24 protein-coding genes and 1 other annotated feature are annotated in these 24887 nt (G+C 44.0%); of the genes, 16 read left to right on the top strand and 8 right to left on the bottom strand.

Annotated elements, in window-relative coordinates; genetic code table 11:
- Window positions 1-6: 6 nt before the first annotated feature.
- From CW370_RS15235 to acuA, 3 genes are read right to left on the bottom strand one after another with little or no spacing between them, the layout of a single operon-like run.
- Window positions 7-1170 (bottom strand): acetoin utilization protein AcuC, encoded by a 1164-nt coding sequence (locus CW370_RS15235; RefSeq protein ID WP_024572896.1) that lies wholly within the window; start codon window positions 1168-1170, stop codon window positions 7-9.
- Window positions 1167-1811, bottom strand: a complete 645-nt coding sequence (locus tag CW370_RS15230) for an acetoin utilization AcuB family protein (RefSeq protein WP_003229294.1) — start codon at window positions 1809-1811, stop codon at window positions 1167-1169. Before CW370_RS15230 ends, CW370_RS15235 begins: the two co-directional genes overlap by 4 nt.
- 26 nt (window positions 1812-1837) lie before the next feature.
- A complete protein-coding gene (gene acuA / locus CW370_RS15225) occupies window positions 1838-2470 on the bottom strand; it encodes an acetoin utilization protein acetyltransferase AcuA (protein ID WP_003229296.1) in 633 nt (210 codons plus the stop codon).
- A 159-nt stretch (window positions 2471-2629) separates the two neighbouring features.
- Here acuA and acsA point away from each other — a divergent pair, with 159 nt between their 5' ends.
- From acsA to sr7p, 3 genes are all read left to right on the top strand, one after another.
- Window positions 2630-4348: an acetate--CoA ligase gene (acsA, locus tag CW370_RS15220; protein ID WP_029318255.1), complete on the top strand. Its 1719-nt coding sequence runs from the start codon at window positions 2630-2632 to the stop codon at window positions 4346-4348.
- A gap of 54 nt (window positions 4349-4402) precedes the next feature.
- Window positions 4403-4639, top strand: a binding site (T-box leader).
- Between the two features lie 50 nt (window positions 4640-4689).
- Entirely contained in the window at window positions 4690-5958 is a 1269-nt protein-coding gene (gene tyrS, locus CW370_RS15210) for a tyrosine--tRNA ligase (protein WP_024571561.1), read from the top strand.
- Between the two features lie 129 nt (window positions 5959-6087).
- The gene (gene sr7p / locus CW370_RS21730; protein ID WP_015483566.1) at window positions 6088-6216 is read left to right on the top strand and encodes a small protein SR7P; all 129 of its coding nucleotides are present in this window, start codon (window positions 6088-6090) and stop codon (window positions 6214-6216) included.
- 21 nt (window positions 6217-6237) lie between these two features.
- Here the strand turns inward: sr7p and rpsD are convergent, their stop codons facing one another.
- Window positions 6238-6840, bottom strand: coding sequence for a 30S ribosomal protein S4 (gene rpsD, locus CW370_RS15205; RefSeq protein ID WP_003223474.1), 603 nt, complete (start codon window positions 6838-6840; stop codon window positions 6238-6240).
- 294 nt (window positions 6841-7134) lie between these two features.
- Between rpsD and CW370_RS15195 the strand changes: the two genes are divergently transcribed.
- The gene (locus CW370_RS15195; protein ID WP_024571562.1) at window positions 7135-8874 is read left to right on the top strand and encodes a diguanylate cyclase domain-containing protein; all 1740 of its coding nucleotides are present in this window, start codon (window positions 7135-7137) and stop codon (window positions 8872-8874) included.
- A gap of 37 nt (window positions 8875-8911) precedes the next feature.
- On the opposite strand, the gene CW370_RS15190 is transcribed toward CW370_RS15195, so the two are convergent.
- Window positions 8912-9403 (bottom strand): GAF domain-containing protein, encoded by a 492-nt coding sequence (locus CW370_RS15190; protein ID WP_014477664.1) that lies wholly within the window; start codon window positions 9401-9403, stop codon window positions 8912-8914.
- A gap of 126 nt (window positions 9404-9529) precedes the next feature.
- On the opposite strand from CW370_RS15190, the gene refZ reads away from it, so the two are divergent.
- Window positions 9530-10153: a transcriptional regulator RefZ gene (refZ, locus tag CW370_RS15185; protein ID WP_014477663.1), complete on the top strand. Its 624-nt coding sequence runs from the start codon at window positions 9530-9532 to the stop codon at window positions 10151-10153.
- Here refZ and hisJ read toward each other — a convergent pair.
- A complete protein-coding gene (gene hisJ / locus CW370_RS15180; RefSeq protein WP_003229318.1) occupies window positions 10150-10956 on the bottom strand; it encodes a histidinol-phosphatase HisJ in 807 nt (268 codons plus the stop codon). The two genes, refZ and hisJ, sit on opposite strands and share 4 nt — an antisense overlap.
- Before the next feature lie 196 nt (window positions 10957-11152).
- Between hisJ and ezrA the strand changes: the two genes are divergently transcribed.
- Window positions 11153-12841 carry a septation ring formation regulator EzrA gene (gene ezrA, locus CW370_RS15175; protein ID WP_014480561.1) on the top strand — a complete coding sequence of 563 codons (1689 nt, stop codon included), beginning with the start codon at window positions 11153-11155 and terminating at the stop codon, window positions 12839-12841.
- A 96-nt stretch (window positions 12842-12937) separates the two neighbouring features.
- Here ezrA and brnQ read toward each other — a convergent pair whose 3' ends face one another.
- Window positions 12938-14275, bottom strand: coding sequence for a branched-chain amino acid transport system II carrier protein (gene brnQ, locus CW370_RS15170; RefSeq protein WP_003229322.1), 1338 nt, complete (start codon window positions 14273-14275; stop codon window positions 12938-12940).
- Window positions 14276-14469: 194 nt separating this feature from the next.
- On the opposite strand from brnQ, the gene CW370_RS15165 reads away from it, so the two are divergent.
- The 5 genes from CW370_RS15165 to CW370_RS15145 all read left to right on the top strand — a co-directional run bounded on the left by CW370_RS15165 (window position 14470) and on the right by CW370_RS15145 (window position 20504).
- Window positions 14470-15615, top strand: a complete 1146-nt coding sequence (locus CW370_RS15165; RefSeq protein WP_024571563.1) for a cysteine desulfurase family protein — start codon at window positions 14470-14472, stop codon at window positions 15613-15615.
- A gap of 3 nt (window positions 15616-15618) precedes the next feature.
- Window positions 15619-16824 (top strand): tRNA uracil 4-sulfurtransferase ThiI, encoded by a 1206-nt coding sequence (gene thiI, locus CW370_RS15160; RefSeq protein ID WP_024571564.1) that lies wholly within the window; start codon window positions 15619-15621, stop codon window positions 16822-16824.
- A 93-nt stretch (window positions 16825-16917) separates the two neighbouring features.
- Window positions 16918-17127: an alpha type acid-soluble spore protein SspA gene (gene sspA / locus CW370_RS15155; RefSeq protein ID WP_003223491.1), complete on the top strand. Its 210-nt coding sequence runs from the start codon at window positions 16918-16920 to the stop codon at window positions 17125-17127.
- A 178-nt stretch (window positions 17128-17305) separates the two neighbouring features.
- Window positions 17306-18895 (top strand): acyl-CoA synthetase MbcS, encoded by a 1590-nt coding sequence (gene mbcS / locus CW370_RS15150; protein ID WP_015714519.1) that lies wholly within the window; start codon window positions 17306-17308, stop codon window positions 18893-18895.
- Window positions 18896-18914: 19 nt separating this feature from the next.
- A complete protein-coding gene (locus CW370_RS15145; RefSeq protein WP_029945962.1) occupies window positions 18915-20504 on the top strand; it encodes an amidohydrolase in 1590 nt (529 codons plus the stop codon).
- Between the two features lie 31 nt (window positions 20505-20535).
- On the opposite strand, the gene CW370_RS15140 is transcribed toward CW370_RS15145, so the two are convergent.
- Window positions 20536-21339, bottom strand: a complete 804-nt coding sequence (locus tag CW370_RS15140; protein ID WP_024572158.1) for an NAD kinase — start codon at window positions 21337-21339, stop codon at window positions 20536-20538.
- A gap of 185 nt (window positions 21340-21524) precedes the next feature.
- Here CW370_RS15140 and sppA point away from each other — a divergent pair, with 185 nt between their 5' ends.
- The 5 genes from sppA to tpx all read left to right on the top strand — a co-directional run bounded on the left by sppA (window position 21525) and on the right by tpx (window position 24876).
- Complete coding sequence (sppA, locus tag CW370_RS15135) at window positions 21525-22532, top strand: signal peptide peptidase SppA (RefSeq protein WP_024572159.1); 1008 nt, start codon at window positions 21525-21527, stop codon at window positions 22530-22532.
- A gap of 12 nt (window positions 22533-22544) precedes the next feature.
- A complete protein-coding gene (locus tag CW370_RS15130; RefSeq protein WP_024572160.1) occupies window positions 22545-23039 on the top strand; it encodes an RDD family protein in 495 nt (164 codons plus the stop codon).
- Window positions 23040-23113: 74 nt separating this feature from the next.
- A complete protein-coding gene (locus tag CW370_RS15125) occupies window positions 23114-23794 on the top strand; it encodes a DUF2953 domain-containing protein (RefSeq protein WP_024572161.1) in 681 nt (226 codons plus the stop codon).
- Between the two features lie 13 nt (window positions 23795-23807).
- A complete protein-coding gene (gene ytfJ, locus CW370_RS15120; RefSeq protein ID WP_003223504.1) occupies window positions 23808-24263 on the top strand; it encodes a GerW family sporulation protein in 456 nt (151 codons plus the stop codon).
- Window positions 24264-24372: 109 nt separating this feature from the next.
- Window positions 24373-24876 (top strand): thiol peroxidase, encoded by a 504-nt coding sequence (gene tpx, locus CW370_RS15115; protein WP_003223506.1) that lies wholly within the window; start codon window positions 24373-24375, stop codon window positions 24874-24876.
- Window positions 24877-24887: the final 11 nt, after the last annotated feature.

Genomic DNA, 24887 nt, shown 5'->3' with positions numbered 1-24887 from the left:
CGTTTTTTACTTTGTTCTTTGCTGTTCAGAACGTATCGCATATAATGCTTTGCTGACAGTTTGGGCATTTTTTTCTGTAATTTCAGGCTTGCGGGGAATCGGAGGATATAAATCAGCCGGATCGCTCCAGCTCGACGGAAGGGCCACGGGGCATTGTTTTTGCCATTTAGCAATCCATTCCGGCGGGATCTCGTGTCCCGGATCAATTCCCTTCATTTCAAGCCATATTCTGGCCCAGGCGCGGGGCACGACACGCCAAATATCATATCCGCCGCCTCCGACTGCAATCCATTTCCCTCCGCAATATTGATGAGCCAAAGTGTGTGCAAGACGGGGGATTTCTTCGTATATATTGATTGTTGCTGATAAATGCGTCAGCGGGTCGTAGTAATGGGCATCGGCGCCGTTTTGGCTGATAATGACATCGGGCTCGAAATACGCGGCGACTTCTGAAGCTGCTGTCCGGTAAGCCTCAAGAAAAGAATCATCCTCTGTAAAAGCGTCAAGCGGGATATTAAAGGAATAGCCATATCCTTTTCCGCTGCCTTTTTCTTGGATCTGGCCGGTTCCAGGGAATAAATACCTTCCTGTTTCATGAATGGACAGCGTGCATACGTCAGGATTATCGTAAAATGTAAATTGCACACCGTCCCCGTGGTGGGCGTCCGTATCAATATAAAGCACTCTGGACCTATATTTTTTCTGGATATATTGAATCGCCACAGCGCTGTCGTTGTATATGCAGAATCCTGATGCTCTCCCGCGAAAGCCATGATGAAGCCCTCCACCAAGGTTTGCCGCATGCAGGGCTTGTCCTGACATGACCCAGTCTGCGGCCGTTAAAGTGCCGCCGACCAAGAGTGATGCCGCTTCGTGCATGCCGGCAAAGACGGGTGTGTCTTCAGTGCCGAGCCCGTAGCTTTCTCCTTCTTCAGCGGGAAGCTTTCCGGCGCCCGCAAGCTTTACGGCCTGAATGTAATCGTCCGTGTGGACAAGGGAAAGCTCCTCTTCTGAAGCGAGTCTGGGGGTGACAATGTCTCCATCATCAAAGGCATTGATCGTCTTAAGCAAATCATATGTTAACAGAACCCGCTGCTGATTAAAGGGATGCTCCTGATGAAACATATAGGTTTGGTAGGATGGAGAATAGATAAATACACTGTCTCTCATAGCAGATCCCTTTGCTCTGACGGCCATACGACGTGGTGTCCATTTCTTTGTAATGCCTGCAAAAACGGCAGCGGATTCATCGTTTTTACACGGAAGACAAGCACTTTTACACCGGGATCGTCATGCGGATAAACAAGCACGCTTAATATTTTCACTTGAAGGTCTTGGCAAAGGCTGCTGATCTCAGCGAGGCTTTTGGTGATGTCGTTTACTTTTATTTCAATTTGTGATCCCGGCTGGTCAGCGCCTGTCAATTTGACAAACGTCCGCAGCAAATCGGTTTTTGTTAAAATGCCTATTAATTTTTGATGGTGTACCACTGGAAGGCAGCCGATGCCATGCTCGTAGAACACGGCTGATATTTCTTCGACAAAATCTAACGGGTGGGCGCAGACAACATCCTTTTTCATAATTGAATCTACGCTTCGTGTGAGAAATAGGCTTCGTTTGTTTTCTTCAAAAATACTCGGGCTGGCCTGTTTCATGTCTCTGTCTGTAATCATGCCGATCACGTGTCGTTCTTCATCTACAACAGGCAGATGTCTGATATGGAATTCCTTCAGTTTGCATATGGCTGTTTCAAGCGTATCCGTCTTCGTTAATGTAATGACATCTCTTTTCATGATTTGCTCAACAATCATTATTTTTTCCCCTTTGCCAGTGTCAGTTAATACATATAACGATGATAAAAACGGAGCCTGTCAAATTGCTCAATTGATTCTTGGCTGACGTTTTTTCCAATGCGGGCCATCAGACAGTTTGCAGGGTGGGAGCTGATCTCCGGCTCATCCGTTGCAAACCAGACCAATCCGCCTGCATTCATCATCTTTTCCATGATCTTTCTGTATTCCCACACATCTTTTTTCATCCCTTTTAAATCCCAATGCCAGTAATATTCTGTCGTCATCACAATGTAGTTTTCCATTTGTTCATCCATCATGCTGACGGTCAGGAGCGTCTTTCCGACAGCGCATCCCCGATAGTCCGGCGCTACTTCAATGGCTCCGAGCTCAATCAAATCCTCCATATTTCCTTCAGACCATCTTTCGAGCGGGTCAGGATATAAATACGTGACATAGCCGACAATGGTTCGGCCGTCTCTGGCAATAATAATGCGCCCTTCGGGAAGGCCTGCAATGTCGACTAGCGCTTCATGCTGCTCGCGAGGCGGGCGAAATGCGGTTAAATCTTTATGAAACTCATAACCTGCCAAATCCTCTGGAGAGACAGGCCCTTCTATCAGTAAAGAGCCGGTTGCTGTTTTGATGTTTGCTGAATGGTATGTTTTATGATGTTCCACTAATTCACCGTCCCATCAATTCATATAAAAATACATGCCTTCTTTAAGAATACCAAATTATAAAGCGTTTTCAACATGGTTTATATTTTAAAAATTGAGAAGAATATGAATATATACTATAATAATTGTGACAACTTCAGCAAAGGGGGATGTTTGGGCATGAATTTGAAAGCGTTACCAGCAATAGAGGGGGATCATAACTTAAAAAACTATGAAGAAACGTACCGGCATTTTGATTGGGCCGAGGCAGAGAAACATTTCTCTTGGCATGAGACAGGTAAACTGAATGCGGCGTATGAAGCGATTGACCGCCATGCCGAATCGTTTCGAAAAAACAAAGTAGCGCTTTATTATAAAGACGCAAAAAGGGATGAAAAATACACATTTAAAGAAATGAAGGAAGAATCAAACAGAGCCGGGAATGTGCTGAGACGGTATGGAAATGTGGAAAAAGGGGACCGCGTTTTTATTTTTATGCCAAGATCACCCGAGCTTTATTTTATTATGCTTGGCGCAATCAAAATTGGCGCCATCGCCGGGCCGCTGTTCGAAGCATTTATGGAGGGAGCGGTGAAAGACCGGCTTGAAAACAGTGAGGCAAAGGTTGTTGTCACAACGCCTGAGCTGCTGGAGAGAATACCGGCAGACAAACTGCCTCACTTGCAGCATGTCTTCGTAGTCGGGGGAGAGGCTGAGAGCGGCACGAATATCATCAATTATGATGAAGCAGCGAAACAGGAAAGCACAAGACTGGATATCGAATGGATGGATAAAAAAGACGGCTTTCTGCTTCACTATACATCAGGTTCCACTGGTACGCCAAAGGGCGTGCTGCATGTCCATGAAGCGATGATTCAGCAATATCAAACAGGAAAATGGGTCCTTGATTTAAAGGAAGAAGACATTTATTGGTGCACAGCTGATCCAGGCTGGGTGACAGGTACGGTATACGGCATTTTTGCACCGTGGCTGAACGGAGCGACAAATGTCATCGTCGGCGGTCGTTTCAGCCCGGAAAGCTGGTATGGAACGATTGAACAGCTTGGCGTCAATGTCTGGTACAGCGCGCCGACCGCTTTTCGGATGCTGATGGGAGCGGGAGATGAAATGGCTGCGAAATATGATCTAACTTCACTACGGCATGTGCTCAGTGTCGGTGAGCCGCTAAATCCGGAAGTCATCAGATGGGGACATAAAGTTTTTAACAAACGAATCCATGATACCTGGTGGATGACCGAAACGGGCAGTCAGCTCATCTGCAACTATCCTTGCATGGATATTAAACCGGGTTCAATGGGTAAGCCGATTCCAGGAGTGGAGGCAGCGATCGTTGACAATCAAGGCAACGAGCTACCGCCGTACCGAATGGGCAATCTCGCCATCAAAAAGGGCTGGCCTTCCATGATGCATACCATTTGGAATAACCCTGAAAAGTATGAATCGTATTTCATGCCGGGCGGCTGGTATGTGTCTGGGGATTCTGCTTACATGGATGAAGAGGGATACTTTTGGTTCCAAGGCAGAGTTGATGACGTCATCATGACCTCCGGTGAGCGCGTCGGCCCATTTGAAGTGGAAAGCAAGCTTGTGGAACATCCGGCTATTGCAGAAGCAGGCGTAATCGGAAAGCCTGACCCGGTGCGTGGAGAAATCATTAAAGCCTTTATTGCACTCAGGGAAGGATTTGAGCCGTCTGATAAACTGAAAGAAGAGATCCGCCTATTTGTAAAGCAGGGTCTTGCAGCCCATGCGGCTCCGCGTGAGATCGAATTTAAAGATAAACTTCCGAAAACCCGAAGCGGAAAGATCATGAGGCGCGTGCTGAAGGCATGGGAGCTTAATCTGCCGGCTGGAGATCTGTCAACAATGGAGGATTAAAAGGCGGCGTTGACACAGGATTTTATTTATGTTAAAAATGATATAGCTTCATATGAAAAGGTAAAGATTGAGACAAGTAGAATATCCTTACGTTCCAGAGAGCTGATGGCCGGTGAAAATCAGCACAGACGGATATATCGAATACACTCATGAACCGCTTTTGCAAACAAAGCCGCCCAGGCTTTCAGTAGTGAAAGAACGGACCTGATCCGTTATCAGGCAAAGTGATAAGACGAATGTTTGCATTCTCTTATTAGTAGGGTGGTACCGCGATAATCAATCGTCCCTTCGTGTAAACGAAGGGGCGTTTTTTATTTTAATCAAAAAAGGAGCTTTATCTTATGACAAACTTACTTGAAGACTTATCCTTCCGCGGATTGATTCAGCAAATGACAGATGAAGAAGGGTTAAATAAACAGCTGAATGAAGAAAAAATACGCTTGTACTCAGGCTTTGACCCGACAGCAGACAGCTTGCATATCGGACACCTGCTGCCTATTTTAACACTTCGACGTTTTCAGCTTGCAGGGCATCATCCGATTGCGCTTGTGGGCGGCGCGACGGGCCTCATCGGTGATCCAAGCGGAAAAAAAGCAGAGCGTACATTAAACACCGCTGACATCGTATCCGAATGGTCCCAAAAAATCAAAAACCAGCTGTCCAGATTTCTAGATTTTGAAGCAGCAGAAAACCCAGCTGTCATCGCGAACAACTTTGACTGGATCGGCAAAATGAATGTGATCGATTTCCTTCGTGACGTTGGTAAAAATTTCGGCATCAATTACATGCTGGCAAAAGATACGGTCAGCTCAAGAATTGAATCCGGCATCTCGTACACGGAATTCAGCTACATGATTCTTCAATCTTATGATTTCTTAAATCTTTACAGAGACAAAAACTGTAAACTGCAAATCGGCGGAAGCGATCAGTGGGGCAATATCACAGCGGGTCTTGAACTGATCAGAAAATCAGAAGAAGAAGGAGCAAAAGCGTTCGGCCTAACGATTCCGCTTGTCACAAAAGCAGACGGCACGAAGTTCGGAAAAACGGAAGGCGGCGCGATCTGGCTTGATAAAGAAAAAACATCGCCATATGAATTCTATCAATTCTGGATCAACACAGACGACCGTGACGTTGTCAAATACTTGAAATACTTTACGTTCCTTTCAAAAGAGGAAATTGAAGCATACGCTGAAAAAACAGAAACGGCGCCAGAAAAACGTGAAGCACAAAAACGCCTGGCAGAAGAAGTGACATCACTTGTTCACGGACGCGAGGCGCTGGAGCAAGCCATCAACATCTCCCAAGCGCTGTTCAGCGGCAATATTAAAGAGCTTTCTGCTCAAGACGTAAAAGTAGGTTTTAAAGATGTTCCTTCTATGGAAGTTGACAGCAGCCAAGAGCTTTCACTTGTAGATGTGTTGGTGCAATCTAAATTATCTCCTTCTAAACGCCAAGCGCGTGAAGACATTCAAAACGGAGCTGTTTACATTAACGGTGAACGCCAGACGGAAATAAATTATACCCTATCAGCTGAAGACCGTATCGAAAATCAATTTACTGTTCTGCGCCGCGGGAAGAAAAAATACTTCCTTGTGACGTATAAATAAGAAAAAGATCTTTTGCCCCTGATGGCAAAGGATCTTTTTGTTTACGGCATAGGAATGAAAGGAAAAGAGTATATTAGATAGGGCAAACACGACCAATCACCACCTTTTAAATGAAAGGAGCACTAAAGCGTGAATCTCATGTGTACGATTGCAAAAGAACGGCTGCAGCGGGATTATTGGGAGCAGCAGGCGCAGGATAGTGTTGGCCAGCAAGAGGCAAAAGACAAAATAGACGATAAAAAAACCCCGACCGCATAGCGGCAGGGGTTTTTAAAACGATTAACGAGAGTAGAACTCAACGATAAGCGCTTCGTTAATTTCCGGAGCAAGTTCAGAACGCTCAGGAAGACGAGTGAAAGTACCTTCAAGCTTTTCAGCGTCGAAAGTAAGGTATTCAGGAACGAAGTTGTTTACTTCAACAGATTCTTTGATGATAGAAAGGTTTCTTGATTTTTCACGAACACCGATTGTTTGACCAGGTTTTACTTGGTAAGACGGGATGTCAACGCGGCTTCCGTCTACAAGAATGTGACCGTGGTTAACCAATTGGCGAGCTTGACGGCGAGTACGTGCTAAACCTAGCTTGTACACAACGTTATCAAGACGAGAATCTAAAAGAATCATGAAGTTTTCACCGTGTTTACCAGCTAGTTTGCCAGCTTTGTCAAACAAAGTGCGGAATTGACGTTCGTTTACACCGTACATGTGACGAAGCTTTTGCTTTTCTTGCAATTGCAAACCGTATTCTGATAATTTTTTACGTTGTCCTGGGCCGTGTGGACCTGGAGCGTAAGGGCGTTTTTCTAATTCTTTTCCTGTACCGCTAAGAGAGATTCCTAGACGGCGGGACAGTTTCCAAGATGGACCTGTATAGCGAGCCATAATGTGACTCCTCCTTTGGTTTTATTTTTGTGGAAAATAAAAACCGTCTGCTCTATTCGACCATGCACATTTTGTTTTCATGTATCCTCGCTCCAGCAGCAGAGAGTTACACGATACACCTTATTGATAAGGAACAAAATGAAAACATAGAAGCTGAACAAAAAGGCTGCAATATTTCACACAAAGGTCATTATATAATTTATTTGTTTTGAAGTCAACCATTCCTCCATTATTGCTTCACCGTTTATGATATAATAAACAAAAATTAGTGGTAAACTTTTAGGTGATAAAAACATGGTAGAACAAACTAAAGATCAATTATCCGCCTTTCATTATCATATGCTCGATTTTTTATTAACCAAATCTGAAAAAGTCACATTCACCGACTCTTTCATATGGCTGACTTCGGCTATTCAAACCTATTTTTCAACCCTTTGTGTTTCGCTTACACCGTCACCATCAGACTTTGTGACAAAACTGGCAGATGGTGAAGCGCGTTTTTCCGCTTCAAAAATAAACGCTTCATGTTATCTGATTGAGGACGGCTCTGGCAGGCGTTTCCATCTTGCATGCAGGCAGGATGAAGAGATTCCTGAAGGGCTTCCGAACGTGGTTGCTTCATTTTTAAACCAGTCGATGAAACAGGAAAGACTCTATAACAAAACGATCTACCAAAAAAAGATATACAAAATGACAGAGCTGTTCCATTCACTGCTTGATCAGACAGATGTGCTGAAGCAGCTTTTAGAAAGCTTGACCAGCACATTTTCTCTTTTTGAGTTTTCTTTATTTATATCGCACGATCAAGACCAATGTTTAGGGATTCCTGCAAAAGAGCTGTATATGGAAGGGGAAAAATCCGATTCCTTTGCGCTCAAAGTGTATTTGTCCGGAGACATTTTGCGGAAAAATGAATCTGCCGCCTATATTCCGATCAAAGGACAGCAGGGCACATACGGGGTGTTGAAGGCTGAGGGAACGGGTGACAGCTTTCTTGCTGATGCCTGCCTTGATGAAATGTCGCTGTTAGCAAACGCCGCGGGAAAAGCGTTTGAAAATGCCCAGCTCTACGAACAATCCAAAGCAAGCATCGCAAATTTGGAATTGATTAATGAAACATCACGCCGCCTGAATCAGCGGCTGACACTGACTGATACAATGAATGATCTGGCTGTGAGAATGGCAGAATCGTTTCAGGCAGAAGAAGTGGGATTTTTTCATATAGACCATTTTGAAAACCTAACATTGCTTCCAGGCAGCACAGCATTTTTTAAAGAAGCGAAGCCGTCAGATTTTTATAATGAGCTGAAAGAAAAGCTGTATGAAGGTGAAAAAGGGGTTTTCATCGGGAATGGCCAGTCTGTTTTTGGGAAGGCGGGGTACGGCTCGCTGATGGCTGCTCCGATGATTCAAAACGACCGGCTTTTAGGCTTTGCGGTTTTATTGAAACAGGAGCTGTACGCTTTTACATTTGAAATGTACAAGCTGTTTCAGGCGCTGATTCATCACGCGACACTGGCTGTAACCAATTCAATGCTTCGCGACCGCCTTGAGCATCTCGTGAAAACAGATCAGCTGACTGAACTGTATTCACGAGCGTATTTAGATGAAAAAATTCAATACAGCATGAAAATCCACCAAAAGGGTGTTTTTATTCTTGTTGATATTGATAATTTTAAGAATGTAAATGATACGTACGGCCATCAGACTGGGGACGAGATTTTAATTCAAGTCGCTTCAGTGATTAAAAGCAACATCCGAAAGCATGATGTCGGTGCCCGCTGGGGAGGAGAGGAGCTGGCGATTTATTTGCCAAATGTGCCGGTTGCAGTGGGGAAACGGATTACCGAGCGACTGGTTTATGCGGTCAGAAAAAATACGAAACCCGAGGTAACCATTTCCTGCGGTATCTCCTGCTGGACGACAGAAACAAAAAAGTCGCTGAAAGAGCTTGTGCATGAGGCAGATGAAGCGCTCTACAGCGCGAAACGGAGCGGGAAAAACCGCTTGATGGTTCATGACTCAATAAAATAAAAAAAGCCCAAAACGATATCAGTTTTGGGCTTTTATATTACTGCGCTAACGCTTTTTCTAGCGTTTCGGCAAATTGAGTTAAGTATTTTTCATCAATTTCGTCGAAACGGTTTTTCACTGGGCTGTCGATGTCCAAGACGCCGACAATTTTTCCGTCTACACGAATCGGAAGCACAATTTCTGATTGGGACGCTGCATCGCAGGCGATATGTCCAGGAAACGCGTTTACATCCTCAACACGTTCCACTTTTCCGTTTGCGTACGCTGTGCCGCAAACCCCTCTGCCGAAAGGAATCCGAACACATGCCGGGAGGCCTTGGAACGGACCTAACACAAGCTGTCCATCCTCTTCTTTGGCAAAATAGAAACCCGCCCAGTTGACTTCAGGCAGCGAATGATACAGCAGTGCTGAGGCATTTGCATAGTTAGCTATTTGGTCTGTTTCGTCTTCGGTCATGGCTTCGAGCTGTTTTAGCAGAAGCTGATAGTCTTTTTCTTTATCTCCAGATTGTTTTTCGACATGGAACATGGAAAACCCTCACTTTTTCTATAATATAAAACAAAGTTCCGGCTTTTCTGCCGGCATTTGTCGATAAGTTCTTACAGGAACAGCGGCTTTCTGCTTGAATAGTATCAAGAGGAAGGAGTGAGCCGTATGAAAGTAAGCACCAAAGACAAAATTATTGAATCTGCTGTCATGCTTTTTAACCAAAAAGGATTTTCTGGCACGTCTGTCCGTGAAATCGCAAAGTCAGCTGATGTAAATGTTGCGCACATCTCCTACTATTTTAAAGGCAAAGGAGGCTTGATGGAACACTTAGTTTCAGAGTTTTACGAAGGCTACAGCAAAACGCTTGAAACAGCGGCAAGCAATATCTCTTCTCAAAGCACTCAGGAACAGCTTCTTCAATTGGTTTTCGATATTTTATCCTATCAGCATAATCATCGTCAATTAACTCGTTTTGTCTACCGGGAAGTCACAATTGACTCCACATTAATCAGGGAAATTATGTCGACATATCTAATGAAGGAAAAGTATATCTTCCAGCTGATCATTGAGGAAGGAGAAAAACAGCGTGAATATTTAACGCTGCCGCTGCCTCATTTTATTCTCCAATTAAAATCTCTCTTGATGATGCCCTATCTCCAGCCTCAATATATTTCAGAAGTACTCTACATGCAGCCGCACGAGCCGTATTTTTATAAAATGTATTTTGAAGAAATCAAGATTTGGATCAGAAGCGTCTTCCGGACAGGGGACGTGGCGCTCACCAACTAGCACCGTTCCAAAAACGCCTCATACGCATATCCGACATCTCCCGCTTGATGGGCATCTGACCCAAACACAAGCGGGATCTTCTTTTGCTTCGCTTCATTCAGCATCCAATCCTCGATATAAATACCGCCAGCGTAAGTTTTTCTTAAGCCGGAAGTATTGAAATCGAGCTCCATTCCGTTTTCTTCAATGGCATTCAGGCACAGGGAAACGAGGCCGCGAATATGTTCTGACATGCTGTATGGAAACAGCTTGATGAATTTTTGGACGAGTGTGATGTGACCGACTCTTTTTGGCTTATAAACGCCGAGAGATGCTACAATGGAAGAATAGATACTCCGGTAATATTGTTCATATACCGCTTCAATGCTTCCGCAGGCTGAAATCAGCTCTTTGAAGGTATGCTCGTCATAATCAAGGCATAGATAGGAAGAGTCTGTGCGCAAAAAATGAACGGATAAGATGCTGTCATCTAAATATGGCCCGTATGTGTCTAGGAATAATGTAATTTCGTCTTCAAATTCAGCGATATAATCGACTTCAAGCCCTGTCCGTATGCTAAGCTGTCCGCGATATTCTTTTTTTAATCCGGAAATTTCATGAATATAGCGTTCCAAAGAAGCTTGCGCCATCGCGCTGTCTTTCAGCGGCGTGGGATCGGTAAAAGAGGGCGGCAATGGGGCGTGTTCGGTAAAAGTAATCGATTCGAACCCTTTTTTTAAGGCTTCTTCTGCATATTGTCTGAGTGTGTCATTGGAGCCGTGAGGGCAAAATGGTGTGTGAATATGTCCGTCTCGCTTTTGCATTGATGTCACCCCATGAAAAAATAGTCAAATCCTGCCGATTTTGCACAAAAAGTTTTTGATTTCTGGTCAAAAAATGTTTGTTACATGGTATCATAATAACAATGAAAACGACAGTTTTTCTCAATACATATCCTGAAATCTTTCTGAATAAATAAAACACCCTGACAGATTAAGGTAAACAGCAAGGGGGCTCATTATGGAGTTTGTCATTGGATTATTAATTGTACTGCTTGCGCTGTTTGCGGCAGGCTACTTTTTCAGGAAAAAAATCTACGCCGAAATCGACCGGCTGGAATCGTGGAAGATTGAAATTCTGAATCGGTCGATCGTGGAAGAAATGTCTAAAATAAAACATTTAAAAATGACGGGTCAGACAGAAGAGTTCTTTGAGAAGTGGCGTGAAGAATGGGATGAGATTGTCACAGCCCACATGCCGAAAGTTGAAGAGCTCCTTTATGATGCCGAGGAAAATGCAGACAAATACCGGTTTAAAAAGGCCAATCAAGTGCTCGTTCATATCGACGACCTGCTGACAGCGGCTGAATCAAGCATTGAAAAGATTCTTCGGGAAATCAGCGATCTTGTCACAAGTGAGGAAAAGAGCCGTGAAGAGATTGAACAGGTGAGGGAGCGCTATTCGAAATCTCGAAAAAACCTGCTGGCTTACAGCCACCTTTACGGGGAGCTTTATGACAGCCTTGAAAAGGATCTGGACGAAATTTGGAGCGGCATCAAACAATTTGAAGAAGAAACAGAAGGCGGAAACTATATTACTGCACGAAAAGTACTGCTTGAGCAGGACCGCAATCTTGAACGGCTTCAGTCATACATAGATGATGTGCCGAAGCTGTTAGCTGACTGTAAACAGACGGTGCCCGGACAGATTGCAAAGCTCAAGGATGGCTATGGCGAAATGAAAGAAAAAGGGTACAAGCTTGAGCATATCCAGCTTGATAAGGAATTAGAAAATCTGTCAAACCAGCTGAAACGAGCGGAACATGTCCTGATGACTGAGCTGGATATTGATGAAGCGTCCGCAATCCTGCAGCTCATTGACGAAAATATTCAATCTGTTTATCAGCAGCTGGAGGGCGAAGTTGAAGCCGGTCAATCCGTACTAAGCAAAATGCCTGAATTGATTATTGCTTACGACAAGCTTAAAGAAGAGAAAGAGCATACGAAGGCGGAAACTGAGCTGGTGAAGGAAAGCTACAGGCTGACAGCCGGTGAGCTCGGCAAACAGCAGGCTTTTGAAAAGCGCCTTGATGAAATTGGAAAGCTGCTATCATCCGTTAAAGATAAGCTTGATGCAGAGCATGTCGCTTACTCACTTTTAGTAGAAGAAGTTGCTTCAATAGAGAAGCAAATTGAAGAAGTGAAAAAAGAGCATGCCGAGTATCGTGAAAATCTGCAAGCGCTGAGAAAAGAAGAGCTTCAGGCGAGGGAGACGCTCAGCAATTTGAAAAAAACAATTTCTGAGACAGCTAGACTGCTGAAGACTAGCAACATTCCAGGGATTCCGAGCCATATTCAAGAGATGCTGGAGAACGCGCATCATCATATTCAAGAAACAGTCAATCAACTAAACGAACTTCCATTAAATATGGAAGAAGCCGGAGCCCATTTGAAACAAGCAGAAGAAATCGTCAACAGGGCAAGCCGGGAATCAGAGGAACTTGTCGAGCAGGTCATCCTCATTGAAAAAATCATTCAGTTCGGAAACCGGTTCAGAAGCCAGAATCATATTTTATCTGAACAGCTGAAAGAAGCGGAAAGACGTTTTTATGCTTTTGATTATGACGATTCTTATGAAATTGCAGCTGCCGCTGTAGAAAAGGCTGCGCCAGGTGCAGTTGAAAAAATCAAAGCAGACATATCCGCTTAGATAATCACGACTATGAAAAAGAGCCCGCAGTGTAATGAGCAGGCTCTTTTTTTTCATTGCAAAACGCCTGCGCAATAACGCAGGCGTTCTGTGACATTAACTTATTTCATTAAGCTGTTTGGATGGTCCGATGAATAAGGTAAGCACATAGCCGATAACCGCTCCGACGATTCCTGGAAGCACCCAGCCGATGCCGAGGCTGTAAAGAGGAAGATTCGCATTTAGAAACACATCTAAAGATCCAAGTGAAAAACCGGCTGCTTTGATACCGTCTAAAATACTGAAAAGTCCTGTACCAATCAAGCAAGCGATGTACACTTCGCGTCTTTCTTTAAAGATCTTATCGATGAAGGAAAGAACGATAATGACAATGGCAAGTGGATAGATAGCTGATAAAATAGGAACAGAAAACGCGATAATTTGCGCGAGTCCGAAATTCGCAATGATCAAGCTGAATAACGTGACAATCGTAACGACAATTTTATATGATAATGCCGGAATAAGTTTTGAAAAATATTGGCCGCAAGATGTGACAAGGCCGATGCTTGTTGTTAAACATGCGACTGTAATCGCTGCTCCGAGTACGATGTTGCCCAATGAACCGAATAAATAATGGGAAGACGCAGATAAAATTTTAGCTCCTTCACCAACAGGACCGATGGCATTTGTGCTTGTTGCACCTAAATAAGCAAGGGATACATAAATGAAAGTCAGCCCTAAAGCGGCAATCACACCTGCTTTAATGCAGGCTGCAGCAAGAGCTTTAGACTGTGTAACGCCTTTGCTTTTTACAGCATTTACAACGACAACGCCAAATACAATTGAAGCAAGTGCGTCCATTGTTTTATAGCCTTCTAAAAATCCTTTAAAAACCGGTGTTCCTTTATATGCTTCTGTCACGGCGCCCAATCCGCCCATCGGTGTGAAGATGGCTTTGAGAACAATGATTAAAATAATTGTGAATTTGATGGGAGTCAGAATTTTTCCGACTCGATCGACAACCTTAGATGGGTTTAACGCTAAATAGTACGTAACGCCGAAAAAGATAAGTGTAAATATTAATAAAGAAAGTCTTTCTGGTACGCCAGTCAAAAACGGAACAGCGCCAATTTCATATGAAACAGTTCCTGTTCTCGGGATGGCGAATAATGGTCCGATTGATAAATAAAGCACGACAGTAAAGATTGTGCCGAAAACAGGGTGCGCTTTGTCAGCAAGGCCTTTAGCGTCCTTACCGGTTAATGCGATGGCGATAATGCCGAGAAGCGGCAGGCCTACCCCTGTCAGTAAAAATCCGCCGATGGCCTTCCAGACGTTGTGTCCGGCTGCTTGTCCAAGTTCCGGCGGATAAATCATATTTCCTGCTCCAAAGAATAACGCAAATAGCATGAAACCAATAATAATGGTATCTTTGACAGGCAGTGAGTGTTTCATGAAAAAAATCCTCCTAATAATTATGTTAAAATATTCTGTCAATTAATTGTCAGATAATATGACGAAACGAACAAATCTTATTATATGGTAAAAAAATTAGAAGTCAATACTAGTTTTTCGTAATTTTCTATTAAATTTTGTTATGGTAACATAAATATCATACCTTGTACCGCTTTCATAAAGGAGTAAAAAAGATGATATATTTAGATAATAGTTCAACGACGAAGCCTTACGATGAAGTCTTGAACGTGTATGAACAGACAAGCAGCCGATACTTTGGCAATCCTTCATCTTTGCACCGATATGGAGCCGAAACGGAACAGCTGCTTCAAGCAGCCAAAAATCAAATCAAAAGGTCCTTAGGCCTAAAAAAATATGATATTGTATTTACGTCAGGCGCCACAGAAGCCAATAATGCGGCTTTAAAAGGAGCGGCTTTGTCAAAGATAAAAACAGGCAAACATATCATTGCCACTTCTATTGAACATCCATCTGTTACGGAATCGTTAGAACAGCTGAAAGAGTTGTTCGGGTTTGATATCACTTATCTTTCTGTAAATGAAGACGGATTTGTTTCTATTGAAGAACTAAAAGCAGCCATCCGTCCCGATACCGTGCTTGTCAGCATGATGCATGTGAACAATGAAGTCGGTTCCGTGCAGCCGATTGAAGCGGCAGGAGATGTGCTGAAAGAGCACTCGAACATTTTGTTTCACGTCGATTATGTGCAGGGCATCTATAAAGTGCCCTTGGCAATTGAAAAGGCCGGCATTGATCTATGTTCAATTTCCGGGCATAAATTTCACGGGCTGAAGGGGACAGGCGCACTTATTGTAAAAGAAGGAACACGCCTTATTCCGCTCATAACGGGAGGCTCTCAGCAAAAAGGCATACGGGCCGGAACAGAACATACTGCTGGTGCGGTTTCGCTTGCCAAGGCCATTAATCTTGCCTCTGCTGATTTTGACACACGGCTTGACACGATGACTGCCGCAAAGGAATTGTTTATGAAAAGGCTGAGTGAAATTGAGGGCGTCGTTATCAACACGCCTCAAATGAATAGCGCGCCGCACATTATTAATTTCTCTGTACCGGGGATTAAAGCGGAAGTGCTTTTACACATGCTTGAGGAACAGGATATTTTCGTCTCCACAACATCGGCTTGCTCGGCAAAAGAACATAAGCCCAGCAAGGTTCTCTTAGAGATGGGCAAAGGAGAGCAGATTGCCGGAAGCAGCATCAGAATCAGTTTAAATTACAGCCAGACAAGCGATGTGGCAGAACCGTTTATGAACGCGCTTCGTCCTGGTATCAAAAAATTAAGGGAAATGATGAGGTAGAACATGAATTACGATCATATATTAATTCGTTTTGGGGAAATTTCGACCAAAGGCAAAAACAGAAAAAGCTTTATTGAGCGCTTAAAACAAAACATCAGACTCGTTTTGAAAGACTATCCGAATTTAAAATACTTTTCCAACAGGGATCGTATGACGATTACATTAAATGGAGAGGATCCTGAGGCTCTTTTTCCTCATTTAAAGCAAGTGTTTGGCATTCAAAGCTTCAGCCTGGCAATTAAGTGTGACAGCCGCCTTAATGATATTAAGGAAACCGCACTAAAGGCTATCAAAGATCAATATAAACCAGGTGATACGTTTAAAGTCGCGACAAAGAGAGCGTATAAGCAATTTGAATTAGATACAAACCAGATGAACGCTGAAATCGGCGGCCATATTTTACGAAATACAGAAGGATTGACGGTCGATGTTCGCAACCCAGATATCCCGCTCAGAATCGAAATCAGGGAAGAAGCAACATTTTTGACAATTCGTGATGAAAAAGGTGCAGGCGGGCTGCCAGTTGGTTCAGCAGGAAAAGCGATGCTGATGCTTTCCGGCGGTTTTGACAGCCCTGTGGCCGGTTTTTATGCGATGAAACGGGGACTGTCGGTAGAAGCTGTTCATTTCTTCAGCCCGCCATACACTAGTGAGCGCGCAAAGCAAAAGGTAATGGAGCTGGCGAAATGTCTGTCCCGTTTTGGGGGAAGCATGACACTTCATATTGTTCCATTTACAAAAACGCAAGAGCTCATCCAAAAACAAATTCCTGAAAATTACACAATGACGGCAACCCGACGCCTCATGCTTCAGATCGCCGACAGAATCAGAGAAAAGAGAAACGGGCTTGCCATTATTACGGGAGAAAGCCTCGGTCAGGTAGCGAGCCAAACGCTTGAAAGCATGTATGCAATTAATGCGGTGACGTCAACACCGATTTTGCGTCCATTAATCGCCATGGACAAAACAGAAATCATCGAAAAATCACGGGAAATTGGCACATATGAGACAAGCATTCAGCCGTTTGAAGACTGCTGCACGATCTTTACACCGCCAAGCCCGAAAACACGCCCTAAAAAAGAGAAAATTGAACACTTTGAAAGCTTTGTTGATTTCGAGCCGTATATTCAAGAAGCGGTAGATAACATTGAGACAATGACCCTTTATAGCGAACAAGAAGCTAACGATAAATTCGCTGAACTCTTTTAAATCAATTTTCAGCTCCTGTATACAATTACCAAAGTTTTTCTGAATGAAGCCATGTGTTTTGACACATTCTATACTCACAAGGAGGTGAGACACATGGCTAACAATAACTCAGGTAACAGCAACAACCTTTTAGTACCAGGAGCTGCTCAAGCGATCGACCAAATGAAATTAGAAATCGCTTCTGAATTCGGTGTAAACCTTGGAGCAGACACAACTTCTCGCGCTAACGGTTCTGTTGGAGGAGAGATCACAAAACGTCTTGTATCTTTTGCTCAACAAAACATGGGCGGAGGACAATTCTAATTTACAATTTCACATAATGGCTTAGGAGTGGGGGTATCCCCACTCCTTTTCATTTTTTACATATAAAAAAGGACCAGCGGCCTATAAAATCTATGTTTACAGAGGTTGCTTTTAGGCATATCCTTACGGAAAGAGCCTGTATTTATGTATAATGGGTGGAGAAAGTGAGGAGTTGTTCGTGTTAAAACGTGAAGATTTAATTGCCCCTATGCAATATAATTTAGTGAATGAAATGGAAAAGTTCAGTGCCGCTGGACAAAAAACCGCTCTTCTGTGGGAGGACGAGTCGGGTAAGCAAGAATCTTGGTCGTATGAAAAGCTGATGGAAGAAACAAATAAAATCGGAGCGGCCTTAGCTGATCTTGGATTTAAAAAGGGAGACAAGCTGATTGTAATGGTTCCGCGGGTGCTTGAAGCCTATGCTGTTTATTTGGCTATCCTGAAATCAGGAATGGTTGTCATTCCGTGCTCCGAAATGCTTCGTGCGAAAGATCTTGAATACCGGATTGAACATGCAGAGGTAAAAGGCGCTATCGTCTACTCCGAATTTATTGGCGCTTTCCGGGATGTCAGTACGGCTGACAAACTGATTACACTGTCTATTGGTGAAAATGATGCCGGCTGGAAAAACCTCTTATCAATTGAAGCGGACGGAAGCCAATTTAAAACAGCTGACACAACAAGAGATGATATGGCTTTCTTATCTTATACATCCGGGACAACAGGTCAGCCGAAAGGTGTTGTACATACACATGGATGGGCATTTGCTCATTTAAAAACTTCTGCCGGCGCTTGGCTTGACATTTCTGAAAAGGATATCGTCTGGGCAACTGCTGCCCCTGGCTGGCAAAAGTGGGTATGGAGTCCGTTTTTAGCGGTGCTTGGCAGCGGAGCAACCGGTTTTGTGTACCACGGCAGATTCAAAGCAGAAAAATATCTAGAGCTTTTAAATCGCTACAAAATCAATGTTTTCTGCTGTACGCCGACAGAATACCGCTTAATGGCGAAGGTCGAGGGCTTGGACCGCTTTGATCTTTCTGCCCTGCACAGCGCTGTTTCCGCAGGTGAGCCGCTCAACCGTGAAGTCATTGATGTTTTCCAAAAGCACTTTGGCATTAAGGTACGGGACGGATATGGCCAAACAGAAAGCACGCTTTTGGTTGGTGTTTTGAAAGATACGCCTATTAAACCGGGAAGCATGGGAAAACCGACACCGGGAAATCAGGTGGAGATCATAAATGAAGACGGTGAAATCTGCAAACCTGGTGAGGTTGGCGATATCGCTGTTCACCTCAGTACGCCTGCGCTCTTTAAAGAGTATTTTAAAGATCCGGAAAGAATGAAAACACAAATTCGCGGCGATTATTTCCTAACGGGAGACAGAGCAAGAAAAGATGAGGAAGGTTACTTCTGGTTTGAAAGCCGAAATGACGATATTATTATCAGCTCCGGCTATACGATCGGGCCTTTCGAGGTGGAAGACGCGCTTGTTAAGCACCCAGAAGTAAAAGAATGTGCTGTTGTCGCAAGCCCTGATGAAATCAGAGGCTCCATCGTAAAGGCATATGTTGTCCTGCAAAATCATGAAAAACGCAGTGATGAGCTTGTCAAAATGCTGCAAAACCATGTGAAGACGATTACCGCTCCATACAAATATCCTAGAGAAATTGAATTTGTGGAAAGCCTGCCGAAAACGGCTTCTGCAAAAATCAGACGAGTGGAATTAAGAAAACGTGAAGAACAGCTCAAAGCCAATAAAAAGGCGTAAAGAAAGAGAGTGAACGTGAATGAAGGCGATATGGCACGGCGGTTTCATTTATACGATGCTCGAAGAAGGCGATCGGACTGAGGCAGTTTATGTTGAGGATGGTGTTATAAAAGGCACCGGCAGCTATGAACGTTTGAAGGAAAAGTACGGGTCACCGGAAACAGAAGAAATCAGCCTGAACGGTGCAGTGATGTTCCCCGGTTTTGTTGACAGCCACCTACATTTGATCGGCCACGGTGAGAAACAGCTTCAGCTCGATCTGTCCGCACTGACGTCGAAAGATGCAATTTTACAGGCTGCGAAGGAAAGAGAGCGGCAGCTTCCTAAAAACGATTGGCTCATTGGAGAGGGCTGGAATGAAAATCAGTTTGAGACACCTGACTACTTGACTAAGCATGATCTTGATCGCCTGTTTCCAGACAGGCCCGTCTTGCTCAAGCGTATATGCCGGCATGCAATAGCTGTCAATTCTGCGGCTCTTCAAGCAGCGGGAATTTCAAGAAATACTCCTGACCCTGATGGCGGAGTCATCGTGAAAGATGCAAATGGAGAGCCGTCCGGACTCCTGTTTGATAAGGCGCAGGATTTGATTCTGAAGGCTGTCCCGCCAGTCTCTCAGCACTATGTTGATGAGGCATTAACGGCTGCAATAAAGGATTGCTGGACAAAAGGCCTGACGGGCGGTCATTCGGAAGACTTGTCCTATTATGGTGATGTTTCGGTGCCGATGAAAGCTTATGAGAAAGCTGCCGCTGGCGGAAAGTATCCGTTTCGCTGCCATTTGCTCGTTCATCATGAAGCTGTCGATCGATGGGAGCAGCTGGAGAAGCTGTCCGGCCCGTATGTGGAGTTCGGTGCTATGAAAATCTTTGCGGACGGGGCGCTTGGCGGGAGAACGGCTTTATTGAAAGAACCATATCAGGATGATCCATCAACAAATGGTGTTCAGGTTCACGATGACGAAACCCTTGGCCGGCTCATTCGCAAAGCGAGAGAAAAAGGGATGGAGGTTGCTGTTCATGCAATCGGCGATCTTGCTTTTGAAAAAGTGCTGAACGCAATAGAAAAGCATCCGCCCAAAAACGGCCGGCATGATCGGCTTATTCATGCCCAAGTGCTTGATAACGAATTAATCGAGAGAGCAGCACGCATGCCGATCGCACTTGACCTTCAGCCGCACTTCGTTGCAAGCGACTTTCCGTGGGTCATTGACCGTCTCGGAAAAGACCGGATGAAGACTGCATTTGCCTGGAAAACCCTCATATCTAAAGGCATTTTATGCGCTGGCGGTTCAGACGCCCCGATTGAGCCTGTTGACCCGCTTCTAGGGATCCAGTCCGCGGTCCTCAGGAAAAGCAGTCATGAGCAAAACGGGCCAAGCTATAATGAAAGTGAATGTTTACCTGTATATGAAGCGATAAAGCTTTATACAGAAGGTAGCGCCGGTATCATTTATAAAGAGAAGTCACGCGGAAAAATTGCGGAAGGCTATGACGCGGATTTTACAGTTCTCAGTGGTGATCCGTTTGCCATTGCCCCCGCACAGCTTCATCTTTTAGAGATTAAAAAAACCGTGATTAACGGCCAGATTGTATATGAGAAATCATAAAAGGACAGGCAGCAGCCTGTCCTTTTATTTTCTATAAAAAAGTACGCTTCACTTTTTCCCAAAATGAATTGTCCTTTAGTTTGACTGTTTTGATTTTCTTATTAGACAGTTTGATTTCGATCGTTTTCACATTTCTCGTGCTGAGTGCTTCATTGTCCAAGCCGATGATTGGGTGTTCGTTGCCGTCCTGCACCACACGAAGGGTCAGCTTTCGGTCAGAGCTGAGAACAAATGGCGAGCCGAGTGTCCGGTAGGTGTTATTGTTAAGGGATGCAAGCTCTGATACCTGCATGCATGGAAGCAATGGATCAACAACCGCTCCTGCAACAGACTTGTTATAGGCGGTGCTCCCTGTAGGCGTTGAGATAATCATTCCGTCACCTCTAAACGTTTCAAAGTGCAGATCGTCAATCAGCACGTCCATCACAAAGGTTTTAATGATGCTTGAGCGGATGGATACCTCGTTTAAGCAGTGAAAAGGACTGGCATGATCCACTGTCACTTCAATCAGCGGATATTTTCTCACTTCAATTTGTTCAAACGTCATTGCATCGACCATTTTTTCTCGCTCATCACTATGAAAGTCGCAATATAAATGAGCTTTCCCCTTTTTGGTAATGCCGACGTACAAGCAGTCATCACGAAAATTCGTCTTTCTGACTGCCTGCAAAAATGTGCCGTCCCCGCCAATGCTAGCGATAATATTGGCGTCTGAGTGCTGGTTCACAACGGTAAATCCATGCTCTTCAGCCAATTGTGTTAACGAGCGGGCTTGTTCGTTTGTTTCCAGATCCTGTTTGTGAAAAAAATAAACATTACGGCGTTGATCGGTCATATCCCATTTCCCCTTTGCTGTCATATTTAAGTTTTTCTGCCATCCAGTATTTGTGATAAAATACCTTTGGCCATAAGTGTACCACGTTTGCCGGCAGCCCGTTAAGCCGGAGCTTTCTCATTAATTGAAACATTTTTCATATTGAATCGTATAATGAGAGAGTTTGGGAAAAAGGAGGAGAAAAAATGAATGCAAAAAGATGGATTGCATTAGTGATTGCTCTGGGGATTTTCGGCGTGTCTATTATCGTCAGCATCTCTATGAGTTTCTTTGAAAGCGTCAAAGGCGCTCAAACGGATCTCACATCACTGACGGATGAATCGCAGGAAAAGACGCTGGAAAACGGCAGTCTCTCAAGTAAAATTGCCGTATTAGAGGTCAGCGGCACCATTCAGGATAATGGGGACTCAAGCAGTCTGCTTGGTGCAGACGGATATAACCACAGAACGTTCTTAAAAAACCTTGAGCGCGCAAAAGATGACAAGGCGGTCAAAGGTATCGTTCTGAAGGTGAATTCTCCGGGTGGCGGAGTGTATGAAAGTGCTGAAATACATAAGAAACTGGAAGAAATCAAGAAAGAAACTAAAAAACCGATTTACGTGTCAATGGGTTCGATGGCAGCATCAGGAGGCTATTACATCTCAACAGCGGCTGATAAGATTTTTGCGACACCGGAAACCCTGACCGGGTCACTCGGCGTCATTATGGAAAGCGTCAATTATTCAAAGCTTGCCGATAAGCTTGGCATTTCTTTTGAAACGATTAAGAGCGGGGCCCATAAGGACATTATGTCTCCTTCCCGTGAGATGACGAAAGAAGAAAAAAACATCATGCAATCGATGGTTGATAATTCGTATGAAGGCTTTGTTGATGTCATTTCAAAAGGGCGCAGCATGCCGAAAGCAGAGGTAAAGAGAATTGCGGACGGCCGCGTGTATGACGGACGGCAGGCGAAAAAACTGAACCTCGTTGATGAGCTTGGTTTTTATGACGATACCATTACGGCGATGAAAAAGGATCACAAGGATTTGAAAAACGCCTCTGTCATTTCTTATGAGGAAAGCTTCGGATTAGGCTCACTGTTTTCCATGGGTGCGAACAAAATGTTTAAAAGTGAAATTGATTTTTTGAATATGAGAGAAATTCTATCGCAATCCGGTTCGCCGAGAATGATGTATCTCTATGCGAAGTAGGAGGGAACAATAATGGACGCGACATATGAAGAGTTAGAGCGCAATGACATCAAAGGCCCGCAAGAAGCGGAGCAGCTGACACATGCCTATGCTGGCTTTTGGGTTCGTTTCTGGGCTTTCCTGCTTGATTGGCTCGTGATATGGGGATTAAACCATTTGCTCGTTTCTCCCCTCTTTACCGTATTGGATCTGCCGAAAACATCCGGCATGTTTACCTTCTCGGCCTTCAGTGTGACAACGCTTATTGTGTATCTTGCCTATTTCGCACTAATGACAAAATACTTCAGGCAGACGCTTGGTAAAATGGTGTTCGGCCTCAAAGTGGTTTCTGTGAAGCAAGAAAGCAAGCTGACATGGAGTACAGTGATTTTTCGTGAAGTGGTTGGACGGTATATTGATAAGATTTGGATTTTATATATCGTTGTTGCTTTTTCACCTACAAAACAAGGGATTCATGATTACATCGCGGATACCACCGTGGTGCATGAAAAATTATACCGCAAATAACCGATAACCCGGACCTCCGTCCGGGTTTATTTTTTTAGGAATTGGCGATAATGCTCCTAGAGGAAGTGAAGAATATGGTGTATGTACTGACAGCCATTCTTATTCTCATAGGGATCGTACTGCTTCTCAGAATGAAAATCCATGTCGCGCTGGAGTATCTTCATGCCGATGATAATGACAAATTGACCTTGAAGATTACGGCGCTGTTTGGCCTTATAAGGATCAAAAAAACAATCCCGGCGATTAAGGTGAACAATGAAGACGGAACAGTGGATATCAAACAAAAAACTGAATCCAAAATGAAAAAAAGCAGCGGAAAGAAAAAAATTACACAAAACGATGTGCAGCAAAGCATTAATAAAATCGAAATGCTTTTGCATCAGGTCACCAGACTACGGAAAATCAGCGCGTCTTTTCTCGCGCATTTACATATCACAAAACTAGAATGGGTTACAGTAATCGGAATTCAGGACGCGGCAGTGACAGGTGTGTTAACAGGTGCTGTATGGGGTGTGAAGGGCGGTATCGCAGCAATGCTCTACGACCACCTGGACTTTGTGAATAAACCTGTCTATGAGGTGATCCCGTCGTTTCAAGTCCCTGTTTCCAAGACCCATTTTCAGTGTATATTCTTTTTTCGCTTTGGACATGCTATGCTTGCAGCTTTCAAATTCGTCAAATACGGACGGGAGCTATCCGTATTAAAGAAGAATCCGTCGGCTAGAATGACTTCAAAGAATGATTCATCAGTTTAAGGAGGAAGCGTATATGGCAGACCATCCCATCCAAGGTTTAATGAAAACCGCAATGGAAAACTTGAAGGAAATGATTGATGTTAACACCATCATCGGAGATCCAGTAGAAACGCCTGATGGAAGTGTGATTTTAACTGTTTCTAAAGTTGGATTCGGATTCGCCGCAGGCGGAAGCGAGTTTGGCGGAAAGCCGGCCGAAAAGAAATCGGAAGACGATGAGACAAGAGAACAGAAACTTCCTTTCGGAGGCGGAAGCGGGGGCGGTGTGTCCATTACGCCGATCGCGTTTTTAATTGTCGGATCGACAGGCATCAGAATGCTTCATTTAGATGAAAATACCCATTTAATAGAGAAAATTTTAGACGCAGCCCCTCAAACACTCGAACGCATCCAGCAAATGTTCAAGAAAAATAACAAGAACCAAGGCCAGGGCCAAAATCAAAACCAAATGAACAATATGAATTATTAAAAAAAGGTTAACTGCGCTGGCCGCAGTTAACTTTTTTTTGGCATAAACTTTGCAGTTTGCAGGAAACTTTACTATGATAGAGACATACATACAAAAGGGAGGAATTATAATGGCTGAAATTACATTCAAAGGCGGTCCGGTTACACTTGTCGGACAAGAAGTGAAGGTAGGAGATCAAGCTCCTGATTTCACAGTGCTGACTAACAGCCTTGAAGAAAAATCGTTAGCTGACATGAAAGGAAAGGTAACGATTATTTCTGTTATCCCTTCAATTGATACAGGTGTTTGTGATGCACAAACACGCCGTTTTAACGAAGAAGCTGCAAAGCTTGGAGATGTCAACGTCTACACAATCAGTGCAGACCTTCCATTCGCGCAAGCGCGCTGGTGCGGCGCTAACGGAATTGACAAAGTGGAAACACTGTCTGACCACAGAGATATGTCATTTGGTGAAGCGTTCGGTGTGTATATTAAAGAACTTCGTTTGCTTGCGCGTTCCGTATTTGTCCTTGATGAGAATGGAAAAGTCGTTTACGCTGAATATGTAAGCGAAGCAACAAACCACCCGAACTATGAAAAGCCAATTGAGGCTGCTAAGGCATTAGTGAAGTAAGCAGGGAAAAA

Source organism: Bacillus sp. SN32, from assembly GCF_002837495.1.
Taxonomy (GTDB): domain Bacteria; phylum Bacillota; class Bacilli; order Bacillales; family Bacillaceae; genus Bacillus; species Bacillus subtilis.
This window is presented reverse-complemented; position numbering and strand designations above follow the sequence as displayed.